19 protein-coding genes are annotated in these 24,862 nt (G+C 55.8%); 9 read left to right on the top strand and 10 right to left on the bottom strand.

All coding sequences use genetic code 11. The features are described 5' to 3' along the window. The first annotated feature begins 38 nt into the window (after positions 1-38). The 7 genes from BT142_RS04830 (at position 39) to BT142_RS04800 (ending at position 7,522) form a co-directional block, all read left to right on the top strand. Positions 39-497, top strand: a complete 459-nt coding sequence (locus tag BT142_RS04830; RefSeq protein WP_139182176.1) for a hypothetical protein — start codon at positions 39-41, stop codon at positions 495-497. Next, entirely contained in the window at positions 494-1,990 is a 1,497-nt protein-coding gene (locus BT142_RS04825; protein ID WP_072417082.1) for a PH domain-containing protein, read from the top strand. The genes BT142_RS04830 and BT142_RS04825 overlap by 4 nt, the downstream gene beginning before the upstream one ends. Before the next feature lie 11 nt (positions 1,991-2,001). After that, entirely contained in the window at positions 2,002-2,799 is a 798-nt protein-coding gene (locus BT142_RS04820; RefSeq protein ID WP_072417081.1) for a TIGR02452 family protein, read from the top strand. 42 nt (positions 2,800-2,841) lie between these two features. Continuing rightward, the gene (locus tag BT142_RS04815; protein ID WP_072417080.1) at positions 2,842-4,887 is read left to right on the top strand and encodes a chemotaxis protein CheA; all 2,046 of its coding nucleotides are present in this window, start codon (positions 2,842-2,844) and stop codon (positions 4,885-4,887) included. A gap of 3 nt (positions 4,888-4,890) precedes the next feature. Continuing rightward, positions 4,891-5,322 carry a chemotaxis protein CheW gene (locus BT142_RS04810; RefSeq protein ID WP_072417079.1) on the top strand — a complete coding sequence of 144 codons (432 nt, stop codon included), beginning with the start codon at positions 4,891-4,893 and terminating at the stop codon, positions 5,320-5,322. A 104-nt stretch (positions 5,323-5,426) separates the two neighbouring features. Further along, positions 5,427-6,437 (top strand): FecCD family ABC transporter permease, encoded by a 1,011-nt coding sequence (locus BT142_RS04805; protein WP_347497633.1) that lies wholly within the window; start codon positions 5,427-5,429, stop codon positions 6,435-6,437. Then, entirely contained in the window at positions 6,437-7,522 is a 1,086-nt protein-coding gene (locus BT142_RS04800) for an ABC transporter ATP-binding protein (RefSeq protein WP_072417077.1), read from the top strand. Before BT142_RS04805 ends, BT142_RS04800 begins: the two co-directional genes overlap by 1 nt. Before the next feature lie 59 nt (positions 7,523-7,581). Here the strand turns inward: BT142_RS04800 and BT142_RS04795 are convergent, their stop codons facing one another. Next, positions 7,582-8,730: a DUF6688 domain-containing protein gene (locus BT142_RS04795; protein WP_072417076.1), complete on the bottom strand. Its 1,149-nt coding sequence runs from the start codon at positions 8,728-8,730 to the stop codon at positions 7,582-7,584. Positions 8,731-8,739: 9 nt separating this feature from the next. Further along, on the bottom strand, positions 8,740-9,168 hold the full coding sequence (locus tag BT142_RS04790) for a BTB/POZ domain-containing protein (RefSeq protein WP_072417075.1): 429 nt from the start codon (positions 9,166-9,168) through the stop codon (positions 8,740-8,742). 291 nt (positions 9,169-9,459) lie between these two features. Here BT142_RS04790 and BT142_RS04785 point away from each other — a divergent pair, with 291 nt between their 5' ends. Then, positions 9,460-9,723, top strand: coding sequence for an HPr family phosphocarrier protein (locus BT142_RS04785; protein ID WP_072417074.1), 264 nt, complete (start codon positions 9,460-9,462; stop codon positions 9,721-9,723). Positions 9,724-10,014: 291 nt separating this feature from the next. Here the strand turns inward: BT142_RS04785 and BT142_RS19980 are convergent, their stop codons facing one another. From BT142_RS19980 to nuoE, 5 genes are all read right to left on the bottom strand, one after another. Next, the gene (locus BT142_RS19980; protein WP_072417073.1) at positions 10,015-11,118 is read right to left on the bottom strand and encodes a DUF5131 family protein; all 1,104 of its coding nucleotides are present in this window, start codon (positions 11,116-11,118) and stop codon (positions 10,015-10,017) included. A 4-nt stretch (positions 11,119-11,122) separates the two neighbouring features. Next, the gene (gene pepF / locus BT142_RS04775) at positions 11,123-12,922 is read right to left on the bottom strand and encodes an oligoendopeptidase F (RefSeq protein ID WP_072417072.1); all 1,800 of its coding nucleotides are present in this window, start codon (positions 12,920-12,922) and stop codon (positions 11,123-11,125) included. A gap of 607 nt (positions 12,923-13,529) precedes the next feature. Next, positions 13,530-15,281, bottom strand: a complete 1,752-nt coding sequence (locus BT142_RS04770) for an NADH-dependent [FeFe] hydrogenase, group A6 (RefSeq protein ID WP_072417071.1) — start codon at positions 15,279-15,281, stop codon at positions 13,530-13,532. A gap of 13 nt (positions 15,282-15,294) precedes the next feature. After that, entirely contained in the window at positions 15,295-17,187 is a 1,893-nt protein-coding gene (locus BT142_RS04765) for an NADH-quinone oxidoreductase subunit NuoF (protein ID WP_084659330.1), read from the bottom strand. Continuing rightward, the gene (gene nuoE, locus BT142_RS04760) at positions 17,187-17,699 is read right to left on the bottom strand and encodes an NADH-quinone oxidoreductase subunit NuoE (RefSeq protein ID WP_072417069.1); all 513 of its coding nucleotides are present in this window, start codon (positions 17,697-17,699) and stop codon (positions 17,187-17,189) included. The genes BT142_RS04765 and nuoE overlap by 1 nt, the downstream gene beginning before the upstream one ends. 391 nt (positions 17,700-18,090) lie before the next feature. Here nuoE and BT142_RS04755 point away from each other — a divergent pair, with 391 nt between their 5' ends. After that, positions 18,091-18,780 (top strand): M23 family metallopeptidase, encoded by a 690-nt coding sequence (locus BT142_RS04755; RefSeq protein ID WP_242940022.1) that lies wholly within the window; start codon positions 18,091-18,093, stop codon positions 18,778-18,780. Positions 18,781-18,996: 216 nt separating this feature from the next. On the opposite strand, the gene guaB is transcribed toward BT142_RS04755, so the two are convergent. The 3 genes from guaB to BT142_RS04740 form a co-directional block, all read right to left on the bottom strand. Beyond that, positions 18,997-20,472, bottom strand: a complete 1,476-nt coding sequence (gene guaB, locus BT142_RS04750) for an IMP dehydrogenase (RefSeq protein ID WP_175444886.1) — start codon at positions 20,470-20,472, stop codon at positions 18,997-18,999. A gap of 164 nt (positions 20,473-20,636) precedes the next feature. Next, positions 20,637-21,971 carry a C-type lectin domain-containing protein gene (locus BT142_RS04745; protein ID WP_072417067.1) on the bottom strand — a complete coding sequence of 445 codons (1,335 nt, stop codon included), beginning with the start codon at positions 21,969-21,971 and terminating at the stop codon, positions 20,637-20,639. A 1-nt stretch (position 21,972) separates the two neighbouring features. Further along, positions 21,973-24,723 carry a GAP1-N2 domain-containing protein gene (locus BT142_RS04740; RefSeq protein WP_072417066.1) on the bottom strand — a complete coding sequence of 917 codons (2,751 nt, stop codon included), beginning with the start codon at positions 24,721-24,723 and terminating at the stop codon, positions 21,973-21,975. Positions 24,724-24,862: the final 139 nt, after the last annotated feature.

Raw genomic sequence — 24,862 nt, 5'->3', positions numbered from 1 at the left:
TTGTCTGAATCAAATCCATCCGAGGGAGTAGAGGAGCTTTGAGAAAGTACCTGCCTGCCAAACGGGCGATGCTCACGTTTTACGTGCTGCTGTGTATCGTCGGGGCTGCTTTGAATTACATCATTTACAGGTATGTCACCTTTATCCCCGAGGAGTACCTGAAGATAGTTTCGATGATAATGTGGTCGATAGTGATACTCACGGCGGCTGTCATCGTGCCGCATTACTTTATCTGCGCGAAGGTCGTGCTGACTGGCAGCGAGATAGCGGCGGCAGGCGGCTTTGTCAACACGCGCAGCGACTATATGCCCGTAAGCTCGGTCAAGTCGGTGTCGGTGCTGGTCACGCCCCTCGGAGTGCTCACAGGCTTCAACTTCGTGATGATAAATGCGCTGGGGGCACGGCTCGTGCTGAGCTTCCTGAAAAAAAGCGACGCTCTCGACATCGCGGCACGCATCAACGGCATGATAAGCAGCGCTGAGGAGGTCACCCGATGAACGCAAAAAGAGGGCTTGACGCTGTGCGGCGCTTTTTCAGGCACAGACAGCACCCGATAAAGCTGCTGGACTACTCCTCGCGAAACCTGTGGCTGCTGCTGATACCGCTTTCAAAACGCCTTATCGCGATGCAGTTCCACTTTCAGGAGTGGCTCCGTACCAGCTGGCTGGATATACTGACCATCACGGTCATCTTCGCTGTTGCGATACTGCGCTGGCTGTTCGTCAGCTTCGATATCGAGCCTGACGGCATCTCCGCGAAGACGGGACTCTTCGGTATGATACGCACGAAGGTCTACTTCACACAGTTCACTACCGTGTCTTTCTGTCAGAGCTGGTATAACCGTCCCTTCGGCGCAAACAAGATATATATTGAGACCAACGCGAAATCGGTGGGCAGACAGGACATAAAGCTCGTGCTGTCACAGCGCAATTCCGACGCGCTCTACAGTTTCGTCAGCAGCCTTTCAAAGGAGAAGCCGCGGATAAGCTACTCGCCGAAAAAGACGCATCTGTTCATCTTCTCGCTGCTGTTCTCGTCGGCGCTGACGGGTATGCTGCTGTACGGCACCTTCATGTATGAGGTGAGCAAGATAGTCGGCATCGAGGGCGAGAGGGCAGTGTTCGAGCGCGTGAACGGCGAGGTCACGAAGATAGACAGCCGTTTCCTGCGGCTGACCGAGACCATACCGCAGGTGATACTCGCACTGGCGGCACTCGTTATCGGCGGCTGGTTCGTGTCGTTCCTCGCGACGCTGGCAAGGCACTGGTCGTTCACGGTGGGACGCTCCGACAGACAGTTCTTCATCAAGAGCGGCGTGCTGATAAAGCGCCGCCATATCATCAGCCGCGACAAGATAAACTACTACGACCTCACCCAGACGCTGCTGATGAAGCTGTTCCACATCTGCTCGGTGACCCTTGACTGCGCGGGCTATGGCCAGTCAAGGCGCGAGATAAGCGCACTCATCCCCATCACCACCTACGACCAGATGAACGCTTCGCTGAAGCTGCTCGTCCCCGAACTTCCGCGCCCGAAGCCCGAGATAGACACCGTCGGAGCAAACGGCGTGCGGCGCTTCGTGACGATGCCCGCGATGCTCTGTGCGCTGCCGCCCCTCGCCATAAAGCTGCTGGACAGCTACTTCCCGAACCACAACCCCGACCTTAACGCGCTGATAGCGATCGTCACCGTGCCGCTGATATGGCTGGTGATAGTCAAGACGGCTGCTGCGTTCAACACCTCGGTGGGATTCGATGATACGGGTGCGGTACTCAACTACTGCAAAGGCTATCAGTTCCACAAGGTGTTCCTGCCAAAGAAAAATATAAGCATGATACGCATCATCCGCAACCCCTTCCAGCTGACTAACAACACCTGCACCCTTGTGGTCTGCACGGTGGGTCTGAAACGCAAATCCCATGTCATCCGCTTCGTGCGGTATGATCTGGTGAAGGAGATGTGTACCCGAGAGGGCTACTCGCTGTTCTGAAAGGAGACCGTATGAACAATATCGCCATTGCAAAAGAGACAATCGAGATAACCAACAAAGGCAGCTACACGCTGGACGACAGGGAAGTGAAGCTGCCGAAGCACGACTTCGCGGCGGTGGTGGTCTACTCCCCCGAAAAAGGCGCCGAACTGCTGAATCTCAGGATCCCCGACGAGGAGATTTGCCGCGTGACCGTTACTGCCGAGGATTCATTTCAGGCGGCGCAGAGGTTCAAAAAGCCGTTCGTCATGAACTTCGCAAACGCCCATCACCCGGGCGGCGGATTCATGCTGGGCGCGAACGCGCAGGAGGAGGCGCTCTGTAGGTGCAGCACCCTCTACGCCTCGATTAATTCAAGAGCCGCGTCGGAGATGTACCGATACAATAATTCCCACGTAAGCGCGGTCGAGTCGGACTATATGCTCTATTCCCCCGACGTATGCGTTTTCCGCGACAACAAGTGCCAGCTGCTGGAAAAGCCCTTCATGGCGTCTGTCATGACTCTCCCCGCACCTAACCGTCACGGAGCCGCGATGCTCACTTCGGGAAAGACCATCCGCGAGACCATGATGCGCCGCATCAGGATAATGCTCGCTGCCGCCGCTGTACGCGGTCACAACGCGCTGGTGCTCGGTGCGTGGGGCTGCGGAGCCTTCGGCAACAAGCCCGAGGACGTTTCGGGATATTTCCGCGAGGTGCTCGTTGACGAGGGCTTCGGCAGGCTGTTCGACGAGGTCTGCTTTGCGATCTACGGCAGACCCGACGGCAGGAACATATCGGCGTTTCGCCGCACTTTTTCAGAGGGATAAGCTCCCTGCATAATCCACCGTAAGACAAGGAGGTCGGTCATAATGCCGAAATACGAAGCAGGCATGGAAGCCATGCTGGATATGTTCGTGTTCGAGACCAGCGAGCTGCTCGAAAAGCTCGACGAGATACTTATGCGCACCGAGAGCGATGTGCTGACTCCCGATGATGTGGGCGAGATATTCCGCATAATGCACACCGTCAAGGGCTCGGCGGCGATGATGGGTCTTACGAATATGTCGGGGCTCGCACACTCGCTGGAGGATCTTTTCTCCCTCATCCGCGAGGATCCGAACATCAGCTACGACAAGCCGCGCCTTTACGAGCTGCTCTATGAGGGCTCCGACGGGCTCAAGTACGAGACGGAAAATCTCGGCGATGACAGCGTTCCCCTGACCGACTTCTCCGACCTGACTGCAAGGTGCCGTTCATTCGCGGCGGAGATGCAGGGCAAGTCCGCCGAGGTGCAGACCGCACAGAAGAGCGGCGGCACGGGAGGCTCCGACTACTACGCGCCCGACGACGGCGAGGACGTTTTCGCGTTCAGGGTCAGCTATGAGTCCACCTGCATGATGCCCGATATCCGCGCTATGGTGCTGCTCAATCAGGTCAAGGCTCAGTGCGAGGTGCTCATGACCGACCCCGCCGACCTGGACGACGACAACGCAGGCGACCGCATCTCGGCGAACGGCTTCATCGTCAAGGTAAAGACCGACAAGCCCGACACCATCGAGGATCACCTCAACTCGGGCATCAATGTCTGCGACGTTCTGCGGCTCGAACGCAAGGCCGCCGAAGCCCCGAAGCCCGAACCCGTTCAGGCGGCGCCTGCCCCCGAACAGCCTGCCGCCCCCGCCCCGTCGGCGGAGGAGAAAAAGCCTGCGAAAAAGCAGGAGGAGAAGGGCGGCGCGATGATCTCGGTGCGCATCGAGAAGCTGGACAGGCTCATGCGTCTCGTGCAGGAGCTGGTCATCTCCGAGTCGGGAGTACTGCACTCGTCCGACCTTGCGCCGTACAAAACGGGTATGCCGAACTTCGAGAAGAGCGCGAGAGAGCTGAAAAAGCTCACCGATGAATTGCAGGACCTCGTAATGTCGGTGCGAATGGTGCCGATAAGCGGCGCCTTCAACCGCATGAACCGCGTTATGCGCGACATGAACAAGACCCTCGGCAAGGGGGTCGAGCTCGTGACCGTCGGCGAGGACACCGAGGTGGACAAGTCGGTGGCGGATTTGCTGGGTGACCCCCTCATGCACCTGGTCAGGAACGCCGTTGACCACGGTATCGAGACCCCCGAGGTACGCGCCGCGGCAGGCAAGACCGAAAAGCCCACCGTTACGCTCTCGGCGTTCTATGAGGGCAACGACGTGCTTGTGACCGTCACCGACAACGGCGCAGGCATGGACCCGAACGTACTGCTGGAAAAAGCCCGTCAGAAGGGCATCCTCACAAAGCCCATGGGCGAGTATACCGACGAGGAATGCTTCGCCCTCATCATGGCGGCAGGCTTCTCCACCAACACCGCCGTCACCCAGTATTCGGGACGCGGCGTTGGCATGGACGTGGTCAAGCAGAACCTCGAAAAGGTCGGCGGCACGCTGAAAGTCGATTCCGAGCTTGGCAAGGGCTCGACCTTCACGATACGTGTGCCGATGTCGCTGTCCATAAGCTCCTGCATGGGCATCAGGCTGTGCGGTCAGGAATACGCCCTGCCGATAACTGTCCTGAGCGAGGTGTTCCGCCCCGAAGCCGACGAGCTCATCGTCACCCCCGACGGCAAGGAGTCGGTGCTGAGACACGGCAGCGGCAAGGTGCTGAAAGTCATCCGTCTCGACGACCATTTCGGGCTGACGGGGGGCAAGCGCGACCTCACTGACGGCATCATGCTGGTGTGCAGCACGCCGCAGGGCGAAGCCGCCCTCTTCACCGACGAGATAGTCGAGGAGATGCAGATAGTCATCAAGCCCTTCTCGCCGTACCTTTCGGGCTTCGGTCTGAAGGAGAGGGGGCTTTCGGGCACGAGCGTGCTGGGCGACGGTTCGATACTTCTCGTCATGGACGCAGGCGAGATAATGAAAGGCAGGGTGTAAAGCATGGCTGAACAGGACATTCAGAACGAGAAAATGGAGACTGCGGTCATCTTCCGTTCGGAGGGCGGTCTTTACGCTTTCCGCATCGATGTGCTGCTGGAGATAATCACGCGCAGTGAGTTCACGAGCGTGCCCTGCCTGCCCGACTGCATCATCGGTGTGATAAACCGCATGGGCGATGTCATCCCCGTCATCGACCTTCGGCTTCGGCTGGGTTTTCCCGCCCCCGAGGAGTACGGCGGCAGGAGCTGTCTTATGGTGATAAACAGCCGCAACACGGTGGCGGCGGTCAGGGTGGATGAAGCGGTGACCTCGGTGAGCCTTGAGAACAACTTCATCCCCCTCGACGACGACAGCGTCATCGAAGGCATAACCCACGGCGAAAACGGCGAGCGCATCTCGGTCATCGACGCCGACAAACTGCTGTCGATCTGAGGAGAAAAGGTATCTGTGGGCAAGCTGAGATCCGTCTGCGAAGCGGACAACGTATCTCTTATCTCTAATTTCTTATCTAAAATCAAAGGTGTGTGGTGAGTGAAGTGAAGTTCAGATATGTGGCGGGGTTTGTGATGCTGACGGCGGCGGCGGTGGCTCTTTTTCTGCTGTCGCTGACGGTGGGAAGTTCGAGCGTGACCGCAGGCGAAGCTCTGCGTCAGCTGTTCTCGCCCTCGTCGGGGCTTGCGAACACCATCGTGTATCAGGTGAGACTGCCCCGTGCGGCAGCGGCGATGCTGCTGGGCGGTGCGCTGTCGGTGTCGGGATTCTTGCTGCAAAGCTTCTTCGGGAACCCCATCGCAGGACCGTTCGTGCTGGGCGTTTCCTCGGGCGCGAAGCTGACGGTCGCACTGACCATGATAGCCGCCCTGCAAAACGGCTTCCTGCTGAACTCGGGGATGCTCGTGACGGCTGCGTTCGTGGGTTCGCTGCTCTCGATGGGAGCGGTGCTGCTGCTTTCGGGACGGGTGAAGAGCATGGCTCAGCTCATCATCGCAGGCGTTATGATCGGCTACATATGCTCTGCCGTGACCGAGCTTGCCGTGACCTTCGCAAGCGACGCCGACATCGTGAACCTGCACAACTGGTCGCAGGGCAGCTTCTCGGGCACGGACATGGGGGACGTCAAGGTGATGTCAGCCGTTGTGGCATTCGGCACGGCGGCGGCTTTCATGCTGTCTAAGCCGATGGACGCCTACCGCCTCGGCGAGGGCTACGCCGCGAGTCTCGGCGTGAACATACGGCTTTTCCGCGCCGCGCTGATACTGCTGTCCAGCGTGCTCTCGGCGTGCGTGACGGCGTTTGCGGGGCCTGTGTCCTTCGTGGGCGTTGCAGTCCCGCACCTGACAAAGAGCATCTTCGGGACGGCGAAGCCCATCATCATCATCCCTGCGGCATTCATCGGCGGCGGAGCCTTCTGTCTCGCCTGCGACCTCATCGCACGAAGCCTTTTCGCCCCCACCGAGCTGAGCGTCAGCACGGTGACGGCGGTGTTCGGCGCACCTGTGGTCATATTCATCATGCTGCGCCGCGAACGCGAGAGGAGGGCAGGCTGATGGAGCTGCTTTCCGCAAAAGGGCTCTCGGCAGGCTACGGAAAGACCGTCATTGTCGAGGGTCTGAGCTTTGAGCTCCGCGAGGGCGAGGTGCTGACCGTCATCGGGCGCAACGGTTCGGGAAAATCCACGCTGCTGAAGACCGTCACGGGTCAGCTGAGCATCATCTCGGGTGAGGTGTACATCGGCGAGCGCGGTCTCGGCAGCATGACGGCGGCGGAGACTGCGCGGATAATGTCGCTGATGCTGACCGACCGCATCACCGCTGAGCGCATGACCTGCCGCGCCATCGTCGAGTCGGGGCGCTACCCCTACACTGGCAGGCTCGGACTGCTGTCGAAGTCGGACAGCGAGGTGGTCGAGGACGCGATGCGGCTCACCGACGTGACCGATCTCGCCGACCGCGATTTCCGTTTCATAAGCGACGGTCAGCGGCAGCGCGTGATGCTCGCCCGCGCCATCGCCCAGCAGCCGAAGATAATGCTGCTCGACGAGCCGACTTCATACCTCGACATCGGCGCGAAGCTACGCCTGCTGACCCTGCTGAGACAGCTTGTGCGCGAACGCGGCATAGCCGTCATGATGACCCTGCACGAGCTGGAACTTGCCCAGCGCTTCTCCGACAGGGTGCTCTGCCTTGCGGACAAGCCGCTGCTCGGCACCCCCGAAGAGATATTCTCGGGCGGCAGGATAGCCGAGCTTTACGGTGTTCCCGAGGGCAGTTTCTGTGAGCTTTACGGCAGCGCAGAACCGCAGCGCATCGGCGGCGAACCGCAGGTGTTCGTCATCGGCGGCGGCGGAACGGGTGTGTCGGTCTACCGCAGGCTGTGGCGTGAGGGCGTGCCCTTCGCGGCAGGTGTGCTGCACGAAAACGACGCCGAACTGCCCGTGGCAAAGGCGCTCGCGGCAGAGGTCGTGACTGAACGAGCCTTCGAGCCTATCAGCGACAGCGCCTACGCGAAAGCTTCGGCACTGCTCGCCAAATGCCCCCGCGCCGTCTGTACCCTCACCACTTTCGGCACCACCAACGCCGCCAACGCCCGCCTTCTCGAACAGGCATCAGCCTTGGGAAAACTCGAAAACTGACCGCAGGCACTTTTGTCGTTTGGGTGACGAAAGTGCCTGCGGGTTTTCAAAAAGTAAAATTATCTCCCCGTATACTGCCGAGCGATGCGGCGTTCGGGCTGGGGGTCGAAGAGGTAGAGGACTGCGAGGAAGACCCATTCGAGGGGTTTCATCAGCAGGTAGGTGATGTCGGCTCGGAGAGGGGTGGTGATGAAGCGGCAGATGGGGTAGCCGTGTCGGTCGTAAAAGCCGCGGACCGCCTTGTGGAAACGGGGCGTGCGCTCTGCGATCAGATCCTCGAAGGCGTTCGCGATGCACAGCTGACGGTTGACGATTATGCGTTCGCCGCGGCGCACCCCGTACCTGGTCGGTTTCACGAGCTTGTGGTGCCCGCCTGCCGCGACGGTGCAGAGGTAGTGTCCCTCGTAGTATTCGGGCGGCGGCGGAGTCTGCTGTGAGAACGTCCAGTCGGCGGTGTCGGTGAAGGTCTTGACGAAGGCGTCCGCGCCCTGACCTGCGAGTATCTGTATGATGAAGACGACCGCCGCGATCGGTACAAGGCTTGTGAATATCACGCCAAACCGTCCGCCGTTCGACGTGAACAGTTTGCACAAAAAAGCGTTTAATCCTGTCGGTTCGCCGTTCTCGCGCATCAGCTTCACCTGCGATGCAAACTCGTCTGCGAGGGTGCGCAGGGTGATGAGCAGCCAGTTCACGGGAAGGACGTACAGCACCAGGATATTGGCCTCTTTTTCGAGGTTTTTGCTCAGCTGTATGCAGTAGAGCAGGCTCACCACGTTCGCCGATGCCGCAAGCCCGATGAGCAGAACGCTCACCAGCGGCGGCTTACGCGTGTCGTAACGGACGTTCATGAACCACACCGCCAGCACCGAAAGCAGCAGGAGCGTGTACATCCACCAGTCAAGACCGCTCGCGGTCAGGCTGTGAAAGTTCTCGTCGGAAGCGCCGCCTGTGATGATCGGTTCGTTCCATTGTTTCATCGAAACGCCGACGAACATACTGATCCACAACCCCTGACAAAGCTCTCCTAATATCGGCGTTGCGAGATAGCACAAAAACCTCGTCCTCTGTTTTTTCGGGGTCAGCGTGCCGAACGGCTTCACAAAAAAATAAAAGTTGTAGCCCGTCAGCACGATGGGCAGCGCGACGAACGCCGCGATTATCATAAAAGCAATGACCTCTCCGATACCTGCTGTTGCCACTTTCATGTTCTCCTCCTAACCCACGTCATGCACTCGGCTGCAAACCTGCCGCCTGCCGTTTCCGAGCCTGAAATAATATGACTTTTCCTTGCCGACCTCTCCGACACGGAGCCCTCCTGCAAGGACGAACACGCTGCCGTCGGCGAAATAAGCCCAGTCCGTCCCGAAGTGTTCGGTGATGCGATCCATCGCACGGGTCGTTTCCGCGTCCGCCGCGACTATTTTTGCAGCGTCGATCTCGAAGCTGCCGCCGCTGTAAACAAGCCTGTACTGCGAACCCTCTTTCACCGCGTCGAACCCTCGCTCTATCGCCGCGAAGTCCTCCGCGTGGGTGAGCATATACCACGTCATTTGCAGCTCCGTGAGATGGGTCAGGCAGAGCACCGCCGTTATCAGCAGAAGCACAGCCGAGAGTTTCAGAGCAGTCTTTTTTATCTGTGTCATTTCGGCTGTCTCCTTTCCTTTGTCCGATATGATTATAGCACAAAGAAAATCGTTTGTCAATAGGTTTTTATCGTAAAACAATATTTTTATCATGAAATACAAAAATAGCGCGAACTTTTTCACACAATGGTGATAATAAACAAAAAACACTAAAAAAAATGTTTACAATGCCAAAATATTGCCGCACTTCAAGGGATTTTGCCGCAGCCTGTTGAAATATGCAGAAAAGTGTGTTATAATATTAACAAGCTAAAGATTTAATGTGACAAAACATGAAAGGAAGGGATGCAAATGGTATCAAAAACTGTAATTGTGCTCAACGACGAGGGCCTTCACATGAGACCCGCAGGCGTTTTTTCAAAGGCGGCACAGTCGTATAAGGACTGCGAGATAACGCTGGTCTACAACGGAAAACGCACCAACGCCAAGTCCGTTATGGCTGTCATGATGGCAGGCATCGACTGCGGCGCAAGACCGACCCTCGAAGTCAGCGGCGAGAACGAACAGCAGGTCCTCGACGAACTCGCAGCAATGTTTGAAAACCGATTCAACTGAACCAAAAAGGCACTCCTGTTCTTTCGACAGAAGTGCCTTTTTTTGTTTTCTTGGGGGAAACCTTTCTGAAGAAAGGTTATCCCCAAACCCATTTCCAAAGACTTTTAATGCTTTTTGGCTTTTGGGTTATTCTTCTTTAATTTGTGTTGGTCGGGAAGTTTGGTGTTCTTCTCCTATATGGTTGCCCCTTGCCAAAAAGACGTTCGTGAGTGCGTAACACTTCATTCTGCGGAGCGGATATATATAGGATAGCAAAGAAAAAGGCGGGTTTCCCCGGTTAAGACCTGCACTCTACAGGCGTTTAACCACCCAGTCCATGAGGACGTCGGTGATGTAGGCGCACTCGCGGTCGGTGAGGGTCTTGCCCGAGGGGATGTTGTGCCATTTTTCGAGGCAGCCGCGGCAGCAGCAGGCGGTGGCGTGCTGTGCCTTGAAGATGGGGTGACCGCGCATGGGGGTCTGCCTGCCGTCCTTGGGGGGATTTTCGGGGGCGAGTTTTTTCGCCACGAAATCGGCGGCGTGGGCGCGTATCACATCGAGCCCCTTGTCGGCGATGTACTGCCTGTCCTCGTCCGAGAGGCGGAAACGGCTGCGGAAAGTTGACTTTGCGAGCCTTGCGAACAGGTCGGCGCGGGTCGGGAGCGTGTAGCGGATGCGGTCGGCGCAGCCCGTGTTCGGGGTGTAGCTGTAGCCCGATTTTTCCGCCTGCGCCATCTGAAATCGCCGTTCGATGCGGTAATCCTTGCCGTTCATGCGGAAAAGCGCACCCGTCTGCTTGAAGTAAAACGGCACTCCGCTGCGAACGCACTGACGGCGAAGCTCCTTCACCCAGTCGAAGCTGCACAGCCGCGCATTTTCGCCCGACTCGCCGCCGCAGGTCACCTGTTCGATAAGCCCGTCCGCGAGGTATTTCTCGATGTTTATCTCTTCAAGCATGGGTTCGGAGACGATGCGGCGGTGCTTTATCGGCAGCCCGATGAAGACGGGCAGTCGGAAGTCGGCGCGTTCCTGATCCTCGCAGGTACAGGAGATCGTGACGTTCTCCCAGCCGTCGCCCCAGTCGTCAGGGATGCACTCTGCAAAGCGGTCGATGCGCTTGGTGATGATGTGGAAGTGCAGGTCGCTCCGCTGCCTGATGATGTCCCAGCAGCCCTCGCGCCAGCCGTCGGCTTCGGGCAGGAAGAAATCCGAGGTCATGCAGGTGAACACGACGCCGCTCTCGGGCGTGAGCTTGAACCTGCCCTGACGGTCTTTTTTCAGCGGCAGGTCGTAGCTCCCCGTTTTTGTGATCTCCGAAGCGTCCTTGCCGATGCTGCTGTCACGCCTGTAGACGTAGCAGTTCTGACAGCCGGGGCTGAGCTTCTTGCAGCCGTGCCACGGATTCCAGACAGGCATGAGCTCACATCAGCCCGCGCATCTGACCGATAAGCTCTCCGAACAGTTTCAGCGCGTCGGCAACAGGCTTCGGGCTTGCCATATCCACGCCTGCACCTCTCAGCAGGGAGATGGGGTCAGCCGAGCAGCCGCCCTTCAGGAAGTTGTCGATGTAGTCGCGGACTGCGGGCTCGCCTTCGTTCAGGATGCGCTGTGAGAGCGCGATAGCTGCCGAGTAGCCCGTCGCGTACTGGTAAACGTAGAAATCGTAGTAGAAATGCGGTATCCTTGCCCATTCCAGGTCTATCTCGCTGTCGATGACGACGTTCTCGCCGAAGTACAGCTCGTTCAGTTCGCGGTAGAGCTTGCAGAGGCTTTCGGCAGTCAGTGCTTCGCCTGCCGCGTCCATCTCGCTTATTTTCAGCTCGAACTCCGCAAACATGGTCTGGCGGTAGAGGGTCGTGCGGAACTGTTCGAGGAAGTAGTTGATGAGGTACGCCTTTTCCTTCTTGTCGGTGGTGTTTTTCAGCAGGTACTGCATCAGAAGAGCTTCGTTGCAGGTGGAAGCGACCTCAGCCACGAAAATTTTGTAGTCGGAATAAGCCACGGGCTGGAACTTGTTGGAGTAGTAGCTGTGTATCGCGTGACCCATCTCGTGCGCCAGCGTGAACATACAGTTGAGGGTGTCCTTGTGGTTGAGCAGCACGTAGGGGTGAACTCTCGCGCCCGCCGAGTAAGCGCCGCTGGTCTTGCCCTCGTTCTCGTAAACGTCTATCCAGCGGTTCTCAAAGCCCTCTTTCAGGATGGAAACGTACTCCTCGCCCATGATCGACAGCGCTTTAAGCACGGTCTCCTTGGCTTCCTCGAAGGTTATCTTCATGTCGAAGTCGGAGACGATGGGCGTGTAGAGGTCGTACATATGCAGCTCGTCGAGCCCCATCAGCTCCTTGCGCAGAGCCGCGTAGTCGTACATATACTGCATATTGTCATGCACCGCCGAGATGAGGTTGTGGTAGACCTCGACGGGTATCTCGGTGCTGTCCAGCGCCGCTTCGAGGGCGGAGCCGTAGTGTCTCGCCTGCGAGTAGAAGTTCACCATCTTGACCTGCGCCGAAAGAGTCGCTGCGCAGGTGTTCTTGAAGCTGTCGTAGGTGTGGTAGAGCGCTTCAAAGGCGTTCTTGCGGAGTACCCTGTCGGAGGACTGCACCAGCGGGATGTAGCTGCCGTGGGTCAGCTGATGAAGCTTGCCGTCCTTGTCGGCAGCGTCGGGGAATTTGAGGTCGGCGTCGGAGAACATCGAGAAGATATTCTCGGGCGCCCTGCCCATCTCGAAGGAAAGGGCGAGGATGCGCTCCTCAGCTTCCGAGAGGATATGAGCCTTCTGGCGGCGGATGTTGTCCAGCGCCCTGCGGTAAAGTTCGAGGTCGGGGCAGGTCTTGTAGAAGCCTTCGAGGGTGTCGTCGGGGATCGCGATGAGCTCGGGCGTGTCGAAGCTCGAAGCCGAGCTTAACGCCGCGTAAGCGCTCATCAGCCTTGCGACCATCGCCTGATACTCGGCGTTTGCAGTGTTCTCGTCGCTCTTGCGCATAGAGTAGTTCACAAGACTGTCGGAAAGCACCGCGAGCTCGTCGCGCAGGCGGAAGTATTCCAGCAGAGTCTCCGCGCTCTCCCCGAGCCTACCCTTGAACGCGGTGTACCTCTCGGTCATAGACTCGAATTTCTTGAAGTCGTTCTCCCAGTCCGCGTCAGTGGGGTAGATGTCCTCAAGTTTCCATGTATCCTTTACGTCAAGCTCTTCACGCTTGGGTATTCTTTCATCAGCCATGATAGTTCTCCTTTGTTAAAGTATTCAGGCAGTTTGCCCAGACTAATTATACCACTTTTTCACCGCCGTGTCAAACATATCTCGTCGATTGCTGGGGGAGTGAGTGCGGGTCATGCTGGGGGGAAACCTTTCTGGAGAAAGGTTCTCCCCCCAGACCCCCTTTCCAAAGACTTTTAATATGTCGTTCGTTGGGCGTGATTTGGAAGATAGACTATCACCATTTCAAGAGATGTATTCTGTTATTTTCGGGAATTTTGTTATGTAGGGCGGGGGCTTGCTTCCGCCTTTTTTCTTTGCTATCCTATATTTACGCTCGCCCATATCCTCTCCGCAGAATGAAGCGTAAACCACCCTCGCCCGTCTTTTTGGCAAGGAGCAGACCATTGAAAAAGAGAACTCCACATTTCCCGATCAGCACAAAGCAAGGAAGAATCACCCAAAAGCCAAAAAGCATTAAAAGTCTTTGGAAAGGGGTTTGGGGGAGAACCTTTCTTCAGAAAGGTTTCCCCCAAGAAAAAAACAAAGCCCGAGGACGACAAAAAACGCTCCCATCCATTCGGACGGGAGCGTAAAGCTTGCGTTATGTCAAGTGCAAGTGCAATTACAATTACTTGCCTCTCTTAACGTAGGTGGTGTGGAGCAGGTGGTGTGCCTTCTCCTTACCGGGAGCCTCGAAGTACTCATCGTAGAGGACCTTCATAACAGGGCTCTCGTGAGACATTCTGATCTTGCTGTCTACGTCGTAGTCGTAGAGTGCCTTAGCTCTGAGAGCCTTGAGGTCAACGTAGTTGCGTACAGAATCAGTCTGATAAGGCTGACCGCCGCCGTTGATGCAGCCACCGGGGCAAGCCATGATCTCAACGAAGGTGTAGTCCTTTTCGCCGCTGATGATAGAGTCAACTACCTTTCTTGCGTTAGCAAGACCGGAAGCAACTGCGACCTTGATCTCCTTGCCGGCTACGGTGTAGGTAGCCTCCTTGATGCCCTTAGTGCCGCGAACTTCTACGAAGTCAACAGCCTTGGAGGAACCGTCGAGGATGCAGGCAGCTGTTCTGAGAGCAGCCTCCATAACACCGCCTGTAGCACCGAAGATAGCGCCGCCGCCTGTAGCGATCTCGAACGGATCGTCGAACTTCTCATCCTCAAGATCGGTGAACTTGATAGCGGAGTTCTTGATCATTCTTGCGAGCTCTCTGGTGGTGAGTGCTACATCTACATCGTCAAAGTCGCCGCTTCTCTGCTCTTCGCGGGTTACCTCGAACTTCTTAGCGGTGCAGGGGATTACGCTGACAACGAACAGATCCTTAGGATCGATGCCGTTCTTCTCGCAGTAGTAGCTCTTGAGAACTGCGCCGAACATCTGCTGCGGGGACTTGCAGCTGGAGAGGTGCGGCAGGAAATCGGGGTAGTAGTGCTCGCAGAACTTTACCCAACCAGGACAGCAGGAAGTGAACATAGGCATTGTGCCGCCGTTGGAGATGCGCTCGATGAGCTCATTAGCCTCTTCCATGATGGTGAGGTCAGCGGTAACGTCCATGTTGAAGACCTTAACGTCGCCGAGTCTTCTGATAGCAGCTACCATCTTGCCTTCAGCGTTGGTTCCTACGGGCATACCGAAAGCTTCGCCAACGGTTGCACGAACGGAAGGAGCGGTGAAGAATACTACCTTCTTGTTGGGATCAGCGATAGCGTCCCAAACCTTGTCTGTGTTGCTCTTCTCGGTGAGAGCGCCTACAGGACAGGCAACGATACACTGACCGCAGCCTACGCAGGGAACATCAGCAAGCTCCATGTCGAAAGCGGAACCGATGTGCTTAGCGAAACCTCTTCTGATAGGTCCGATAACGCTTACGCCCTGAACGTCCTTACAAGCGGCAACGCAGCGCATACAGTGGATACACTTGTTGTTGTCGCGGACAACGTAAGCCGAGCTGTCGTCGATGGGGAACTGTTCATCGTTCTCGCCGCTGAACTTATCCTCGTCAACGCCGTACTCACGAGCAAGTCTCTGGAGCTCGCAGATCTCGCTGCGCTCGCAGGAGAGACACTTTTTCTTGTGATTGGAGAGCAGCAGCTCAAGCGTGGTCTTGCGGGAGTGACGTACAGCAGGAGTATTTGTGAGTACTTCCATGCCTTCCTCAGCAGGGTATACGCAGGCAGCGAGCAGACCTCTTCTGCCTACAGCCTCAACAACGCAGACACGGCAAGCGCCGATGCAGTTTATATCCTTAAGATAGCAAAGAGTGGGGACCTCAACGTTTACAGCCTTAGCAGCGTCGAGCAGAGTAGCTCCCTTCGGTACCTCAACAGGTATGCCATTGACCTTAAGGTGGATCATTTCTGTAGTTTCATTAGCCATGATTGTTCCTCCCTTACTTCCTGATGATCGCGCCGAACTTACAATTGTTCATGCAGACGCCGCACTTGATGCACTTAGCGGAATCAATAACGTGGGGCTGCTTAACAGTACCGCTGATAGCACCAACGGGGCAGTTTCTTGCGCAGAGCGTGCAGCCCTTGCACTTATCGGCGATGATCTCATAGCTGAGCAGGTTCTTGCAGACACCTGCGGTGCAGTGCTTGTTCTCGATGTGGTCGATGTACTCGTCCTTGAAGTACTTGATAGTAGAAAGTACAGGGTTAGGAGCGGACTGACCGAGTGCGCAGAGCGACGAGCTCTTCATGTGGTTGGAAAGCTCTTCGATCTTGTCGAGGTCTTCCATAGTGCCGTTGCCTTCGGTGATCTTCTCAAGGTACTCGCAGAGTCTCTTGGTACCGATACGGCAGGGAGTACACTTACCGCAGCTCTCATCAACGGTGAAGTTGAGGTAGAACTTAGCAACGTCTACCATGCAGTTGTCCTCATCCATGATGATAAGTCCGCCGGAGCCCATCATAGAGCCGATAGCAGACAGGGACTCATAGTCGATAGGAGTATCGATGTGCTGGGGAGGGATGCATCCGCCGGAAGGACCACCTGTCTGAGCAGCCTTGAATGCCTTGCCGTTGGGGATGCCGCCGCCGATCTCTTCGATGATCTCACGGAGAGTAGTTCCCATCGGAACCTCAACGAGACCAACGTTAGTGATCTTACCGCCGAGAGCGAATACCTTGGTGCCCTTGGAGGTTGCGGTACCCATGGAAGCGTACCAGTCAGCACCCTTGCGGATGATCTGAGGAATGTTGGAGTAAGTCTCAACGTTGTTGAGCAGAGTAGGCTTGCCGAACAGACCCTTTACAGCAGGGAACGGAGGACGGGGTCTCGGCTCACCGCGGTTACCCTCGATAGAGGTCATAAGAGCAGTTTCCTCACCGCAAACGAATGCGCCTGCGCCGAGTCTGATCTCGATATCGAAGTCGAATCCGGTGTCAAGGATATTCTTGCCGAGGAGGCCGTACTCTCTTGCCTGCTTGAGAGCGATCTCAAGACGCTGTACAGCAACAGGATACTCAGCACGAACATAGATGAAGCCCTGGTGAGCGCCGATGGTGTGACCAGCGATGGTCATAGCCTCGATGATAGCGTGGGGGTCGCCCTCAAGGATGGAACGATCCATGAATGCACCGGGGTCGCCCTCGTCAGCGTTACAAGCAACGTACTTAACGTCTCCGGGAGCGCCCTTAGCGAACATCCACTTTCTGCCGGTGGGGAAGCCCGCACCGCCGCGTCCGCGGAGTCCGGAATCGAGCAGGCACTGAACAACGTCGTCCTCGCTCATCTCGGTAAGTACCTTAGCGAGAGCCTGATAGCCCTTGGTTGCGATGTACTCGTTGATGTTCTCGGGGTCGATAACGCCGCAGTTTCTGAGGGAGATTCTCTTCTGCTTCTTATAGAAAGCAGTCTCGGACAGAGGATTGATGGAGCCGTCCTCGTGAACAGTCTCCTTATAGAGCAGATCCTTAACGATGTTGCCGTTCTTGATGTGCTCGTCAACAACTCTTCTTACGCCCTCGGGAGTAGCCTGAGAATAGAAAGCACCCTCGGGGTATACGATCATGATAGGACCAAGTGCGCAGAGACCGAAGCAGCCCGTCTTTACAACGAGAACTTCCTTCTCAAGGCCCTGCTTCTTGAGTTCGTCCTCAAGAGCTTCTACGACCTTCTTGCTTCCCGACGAAGTACAGCCTGTACCGCCGCAAACAAGGATCTGCTTTCTGTAGCCGGTCTTCTCGGCGAGCTTAGCGCCTTCCTCGGCAACGAGTCTTCTGACCTTTACGAGATCGGAGTACTCGTCATAGATCTTATTGAGTTCTGCAATAGTCATTATTCGTTACCTCCTTTATTTTCAAGGTAGGAATCGAGTATCTTGCCCACCTGATCGGGTGTGAGCTTGCCGTAAACGTCTTCATCAACGAGCATTACGGGAGCAAGTCCGCACGCACCTACGCAGCGGCAGGAATCTATTGAGAACATTCCGTCCTGTGTGCATTCGCCCGACTTGATACCGAGACGGTTCTCAACAGCCTCAAGCACCTTGTCCGAGCCCTTAACGTAGCACGCTGTACCGAGACAGACGCTGATACGATGCTTGCCCTTCGGGGTAAGCGAGAACTGGGAGTAGAACGTAGCTACACCGTACACCTCGGAAAGGGAAATTCCCAGACCGTCGGCGATCATCTTCTGCACCTCGATAGGCAGATAGCCGTAGATGCCCTGTGCTTTCTGGAGCGTAGGCATAAGTCCGCCCGGCTGATCGCGATGCTCTGCGATCACCTTTTTCAGCTCCTGTTCCTGAGCTTCCGTTCCGTTAAACGGAATCAGGTTTTTTTCCTTCATAGCACCAACCTCCTGTTAGTTAAGTTACTTATGCTAAGTAAGACATACTTATATAGAATATAGCATATAACTAATTATACAACACAAATCTTTATAATTCAAGTGGAAAAATACATTTTTTCATTTATATCCAAATTTTTTTAAAAAAACGTCGATTTGAACAATAATTCCGCATTCACCTTGTAGATAATGCGAAAAACAGTACTATTCCCATAGGATATAACGTATCATGAAGGGCGATATAAGCGGGTTTTGGGCAGTCAATTTTTGCGAATTTTCCTGCCAGATGCTGAATATATTTCTCTTCTGTGTCCATACTATTTCCGAAAGCACTTAAACGTGTGACATGAAAGGAACGGTGACTGAAATGAGATCACTCAAGGACACAAAAATGGCAAAACTTATCGGCAGTAAGGGCGCGTACATCGCCTTATCGGCTGCGCTCGTGGCGACGGTCGGGGCAGGCGTGACAGCCTATTCCAAGGCGGTGAAGACTGCGGGGGAAAGCTACGATCTGAACATCGGTTCAGCCGAACCGCTCGATGTCAGCATCCCCGACACGCTGCCTACCGACCTGAAACAGACGGGGGTCGCGAAGGACAAGCCTTCCGACAGCAGTTCGCAGGAGGATTCGAGCTCCGAGCCGCCTCTTGAGGTCAAAACACAGCCCAACGTCATGCCCGTGAACGGCGAGATCTTACAGCCTTTTTCGGGCGGCGAGCTGGTCAAGAGCGAGACTCTCGGCATCTGGAAGACTCATGATGGCGTTGACATCGCAGCCGAGCGCGGAACTCCCGTCCGTGCCATGAACCGCGGCGAGGTGACAGCCGTCGCCGAAGACCCGCTGTGGGGCAACACGGTCATCATCGACCACGGCAGCGGACTGATGGGGTATTACTACAACCTCTCGTCGGGGGTCGCGGTCAAAGAGGGCGACAGCGTTCAGGCAGGGCAGACGATAGGCGCGGTGGGTGACAGCGCCGAGATCGAAGCTGCTATGGCGTCGCACCTGCACTTCGGGCTGAAAAAGAACGGCGAGTGGATCGACCCCGTAAACTATATCAACCCGTCCTCGAAGTAACAGAAAGGCACTTTCGGAAATACCGGAAGTGCCTTTTTTGGAATCAGCAGGACTGCGGATCACACATATAGCGGCGAGAGTCTGTCTTCCCGAATACATCTATCTGTCAACATATTAAAAGTCTTCGGAAGGTTCTCCCACGGCAATTCCGCAGACAGCAGCAAAAAATCCCGACTTGTATTGCAGGCAACACAAATCGGGATGATCATAGTCAGATCACATCTGCGCCGAGTAGTTCGGAGCTTCCTTGGTGATGTAGATGTCGTGGGGGTGCGACTCCTTGAGTCCTGCGCCTGTGATGCGCACGAACTGGGAAGTCTGGTGCAGGGTCGGGATGTCCTTAGCGCCGCAGTAGCCCATGCCTGCGCGGATACCGCCTGTCAGCTGGAAGATGGTGTCGGAAACGGCTCCCTTGTAAGGAACGCGTCCCTCAACGCCTTCGGGAACGAGCTTCTTGCTGCCTGTCTGGAAGTATCTGTCCTTGGAACCCTTCTGCATAGCTGCGATAGAGCCCATGCCGCGGTATACCTTGAAGGATCTGCCCTGATAGATCTCCATCTCTCCGGGAGCTTCCTCACAGCCTGCCAGCAGGCTTCCGAGCATTACAACGTTTGCGCCTGCCGCAAGAGCCTTCACGATGTCGCCAGAGTACTTGATGCCGCCGTCAGCGATAACGGGAACGCCGTACTTCTGAGCAACGCAGGCAACGTCATAAACAGCGGTGATCTGCGGAACGCCGATACCTGCAACGATTCTTGTGGTGCAGATGGAGCCTGGGCCGATGCCGACCTTTACACAGTCAGCGCCTGCCTGGATAAGAGCCTCGGCAGCAGCTGCTGTAGCGATATTTCCTGCGATAACGGGGATGTCGGGGAATGCAGCCTTGACCTTCTTCACGCAGTTGATGATGTTCTGCGAGTGGCCGTGAGCCGAGTCGAGCACGAGCACGTCTACCTGAGCGTCAACCAGCGCCTTCGCTCTTTCGAGAACGTCCTCGGTAACGCCGATAGCAGCGCCGCAGAGGAGTCTGCCCTTTGCGTCTCTTGCGGAGTTCGGGTACTGAACTGCCTTTTCGATGTCCTTGATGGTGATAAGACCCTTGAGCATACCGTCGTCGTCAACGATGGGCAGCTTTTCGATCTTGTGGTTCATGAGGATCTTCTGTGCGTCCTCAAGAGTGGTGCCTACGGGAGCGGTAACGAGATTGTCTCTTGTCATAACGCTCTCGATGGATATGCTGAAATCAGTGATGAATCTGAGGTCACGGTTGGTGAGGATACCGATGAGCTTGCCGTTGTCGTCAACTATCGGCACGCCCGAGATCTTGTATTTGCCCATGAGCTGGTCTGCTTCTTCAACAGACTTGTCAGCCGTGAGCGAGAAAGGATTTGCGATAACGCCGTTTTCCGAGCGCTTTACCTTGTCAACTTCTTCTGCCTGCTGTTCGATGGTCATATTCTTGTGGATGATGCCCATGCCGCCCTCACGAGCGATAGCGATCGCCATCTTCGATTCGGTAACGGTGTCCATAGCGGAGGTGATGATAGGTGTGTTGAGTGTGATACCTGCGGTCAGCTTTGTTTTAAGGTCGATCATGTTAGGGGTCACGTTTGATTCTGCCGGTATGAGCAGCACATCGTCAAAGGTAAGTCCCTGCTTTCCGAACTTTTCGTCAAAATTGGTATTCAGCATATCAAGATCCTTCCTCTCTTTTCATTTTTCGCCGTATGATTAATTGATACCTATTATATTTTAAAAATTATACTCTCTTATGGGGAAAATGTCAATTAATAAATTTTGAAGATTCTGTATATTTCCGAAAATATGAATATGCTTTCATCCAAGGTGTTTTCCACCTATTTTATGAAGATGAGGTATGCCGTCAGAGCCGCCGCCGCTATCATCGCAAACGCGAGCAGAAGCGCCCACATCGGCGGTGCTCCCGAGCCGTGTTCGCGCCTGTAGTCGGCATATGCCGATATGAACGCCGCGGAAGTCACAGCCGCCGCCAGAAGTATCAGCGGCTCGAACCATATCTTCTTCCAGTCGATGTCGAAGGTGCGGTCGCCGCATACCGAGCATTCGCGGACCGTCAGTCCCACGACCTTTATGTTCTTCACCACGCCTGTGATGCGGTATTTATGCGGATCTTTCGGGATGTGGATGACCTCAAGGGTCTCGCCGCAGTCCTTGCAGACCACCGAGATCTTTCCCTCGGTGATGCAGTTCGGCCTCTCGGTGGCGGTCCTTTCGGTGCTGCCGTGAAAGTACCGCTCGCCGCCGCAGACCGGTTCCCATTCGCAGACGAAACCGTAGCAGGCGCTCGATTCCTTCAGGTCGCTGCCCACGAAGCCGTCATTGAACTCGGCCACCCATTTGTATTTGTCGAACAGCCCCACGCTGCGGTTGATGACGGTGAAATTCGCGCCGTTCAGGTAGTTTGTGGGTTCCCCCGAGCTCCAGTCGGTGTAATCGGACGGGGTACCGTCGGGGGCGCACCATTTGCCGATCGAGCCGTCGTAGCGCGTGCCTATCCAGAACATCGACCTGCTGCTGTCGTCATCCTTGATGAGCTTGGTGACGAACTTGTTCTCTTCCTCGCTGTCTATCGAAACGAGGTGACCGCCGATGGCGTGGCAGAACAGCGCAGCGTCCGAATATGAGAGCCCGTAGCCGAATACCTTGTACTGACTGCTGCCGAAGCTCTTTGTCTTGTCGGGAATGAGCTTTTTGCCGAAGTCTGTCTTGAATTCCGAGGACTTGTTTCCCTCGTCCCATTCGCAGACGTAGATGAAGTATTCGCCCATCGTCTTGACGTCGTAATTGCTGAACGCCCTGTCTTTATCATCGTACTTTATCGTCAGGTCGTTCAGTTCGGCGTACATCGGCTCGAACTCCAGGCACACATCGCCGTTTATCCCGCTGTTGGCTATCATATTCAGTACAAGCTGATGTTCCGAAGCATCCTCTATATAAGCGATGTGTCCGCCGCGCTGTTTGCACAGCTCCAGAGCCTTGCCTTTTGGCGAAGAATCTGCGGGGACATCGCTGTATATCTTGTACCAGTGAGAACCGATACGGGTTGCAGAATCGGGGACTACCGTCAGCGCGGAAGCCGTGATATTCCCCGTGAACAGCACCGAGAGCCCGATAAGGACCGTCAGCACTGCTGTCCGCAAATACCTGTTCATCCTACCCCTTCCTTCCGAAGCGTGAGAACAGATTACCGAGCACGCTTCCGCTCTGTTTTGCTTTTTCACAGCCCGACGCAAGGTCCGAAGCCGTCCTTTGCAGTTCCTTTTCGCTGCCGCCGCAGTCCTTTATGAACCGCAAGATGTCACTGTCTTCAAAGCAGCGGATCACATCTGCCGATTTTATCTTGTTTGCGTACAGCTCCTCCCCCATTTTCACGAAGTCCACGCTGCAATCAACGTGCATTATCGCGAGTATGTGAGCCGTAAGTCTCACGCGGCAGTCTTTCGGTGCGGCTTTCATTATCTCTCTCAGCCACAGTACTGCCACGCGCTCTATTATCCCCGGATGGGGCTGTGCGTGTACATCTATGAACAGGTCGTAGCGCACATCCACTGCCGAACCCGTCGCGATGCTCCTCCGTGCGAAGGCGTGGGCTATCTCTTTCACCACGTCGTCGTATTCATCCTCGTGTATCAGCGACAGATCGAGGAATCCCACTTTGTCGGCCGGGAAGGGTATCAGGCTCTCGTCGGCAGTCTCGGCGAACTTCGTTATATAGTACATCACGAAGATGTTGTGAGCCGCGCTGTCCGCCACGAAATGGTCGCTGCCGCTGCCCTCTATGAGTTCACGCAGTATCGCCGCCGAGTCGTCGCTTATCCTGTACCAGCAGCCCTTGTTGTACAGCGTGTTGCAGAACTCGATGCAGAGGTCTGTGCCGCACACGCCGAAGGCGTCGCTGCTCTCGGCGAAGAGGAACACGCGGTAGATGCCGTTTATCTGTGTCTCGCAGTCGTCGTTCTCGGTCAGGTCGAGAAGTCTGCCGCACATCTCCCTCAGGTAGTAAGCGTAGTTCTCCGAAGTCTCCAGCATATCGTTGAACATCTCCAGCGCAGAGTCAAGGCTGTCTGCCAGATCGGAGCAGGCGGTGAAAAACTGATCGCGGAAGGGGCTTTCGGACATGAAGCCGTATATCTCCCTGAATCCGCCGAGGTCGGAACTAACGGCAAGCTCGGCAAGAGAGTACATCAGGTCGTCCGTGACCTCGCTGTCGTTTGCGGACTTGGCAAGCAGCAAGTCGTAGAGTTTCAGCGAATCGGAGAGCGAACCGAACATCTTCGCGAAGGTGCTTATCAGTGCAGCGCGTTCAGCGGTCTCGGAGAGCACTGCGCGGTACACTGCCGACAGCATGAGTGCGCAGTCGCGGCTGTAGAGGTCTTTCCCCGAAGCGGCGGCGTCGCGGCAGAGAAGTTCCGCAAGGTGCATCAGCACCCATTTTTTCGTGATGGTCTTTAGCTGTTCACTTATCACTTCGCTGTCGAGGGAGCCTATGAACGCCTGTTCAAAGCTGTCGCGGTGTTCCTCGAATATCGACTTTATGCTGTCGCTTGCGGAGAGATATTCCTCCCGCGAGAGGGTCTGTGACAGGAATGCCTCACGGATAAAGTGCAGGCAGTGTGCGTACACGAACTTTCTGTCCTCGCTGCTGCCGTCGGCGCAGCTTCTCGACAGCTCGATGATGTCGTCGAAGTATCGTGACATCTCGCCCTTGTCGAGGGAGCAGGAGTAGGCTATCCCCGTGATGGTGCGGATGGCGTCCGCGCCCATGTATTTCTTCGCAAAGTAGTGAGCGTCGGCGAGGTAAGCAAGGCTCTGCTGGCGGCGCATCTTCGCGATGAGGAAGCAGCCGCATCCCCGTGCGTAGTCGTTGCCGATGGTGCGGCAGTCGGTCTTTTCCATAATGAACCGCTTGAACTCGTCGAGCTGTTCAAAGTTGCCCGACATAGCGCTGCGGACTATCATCATGAAGGCGTTGTTATGCATATCGGCTTCGGTGAAGAAGTCGTGCTCGAAGTCGAAGAGTGCGGATTCTATCCTTTCGGCTTCAAATTCGTAGTCGTAGTTTGTGGAGCGCGGGTCGGGTTCGTCGCCGTTGACAGCTGACGAGTAGACGCCGCAGAGCATCACATCCTCAAGGCTGACCGAGCTTGAATCGGCGCTGCCGAGGAACGAGTAGGTGGAGAACGAGAACTGCTTTGCGATCTCAAGAGGGAACACGAGGGAGACTGCGGCTGCCCAGTAGATGATATTCTCCATACGGTCGCAGATCATGACCTGTCTCGAAGTCTTGTCGGGGTCGGAGCGGTCGAGGACGAACTGCACCATCGACAGCATGAGGTCTGTCCTGCGCTCGTCCTCGTTCATGAATCTGACCACGTCGTCCTGTGTTATCCTGCCGCCCGTGTGTAGGGTCTCGGGTCTGTCGAGCAGGTCGGCGGGGGTATCGGGCGCGTTCACGAAGAAGCTGCGGTCGTAGTCGGTGAATATCTCGGGGCTGCCGAAGTATTCAAAGGGGTAAGCTGTCACGTCGCCGAGGTCGGCTGCCACGGTATTGACCATGATGTTGCCGGGTCGGAAGCCCTCGATATCTCTGCCGAGGTTCTTTCCGTAGGTGAACACAGCCTTTTTCACGCCTTCGGTCTCGATGACGCGGTAGCCGAAGGAAACGGGGTGATGTTTTTTTATCGCCTCGGTCTCTTCGGCGTCGCGCTGAGTCTCGTCGCTTTCCTGCGACCACCAGAGTTCCTGATTTCTCGGTGCGGAGTAGTTGTTCGAGAGCATGGAGAGCTCGGGGCTGTTGCGGCGAAGCTCGTCCATTCCCTCGGTCACGGAGTAGTAACCGAAGCCTGTTGTACCCGTTTCGCGTCGGGCACGGCAGCAAGTGAAAATAGACTGTTCGATAGACATAGTTACCATCCTTTCTTTTCTGGGGGAGTTCTGTTGGTGTGTGGTTTTTTGTGTTTTGATTTTTTGGTTTGTGTGGGTCTTGTTGTGGTGGACGTTGTCCCACACTGCCCGCTTTTCGACTTTCTTCAGAGGTGTGTCT

Origin of the sequence: Ruminococcus sp. YE71, assembly GCF_900119155.1 — a bacterium.
In the GTDB taxonomy this organism is placed as follows: Bacteria; Bacillota; Clostridia; order Oscillospirales; family Ruminococcaceae; genus YE71.
The sequence above is the reverse complement of the archived record's forward strand: the minus strand, read 5'-3'. Positions and strand labels throughout refer to the sequence as shown.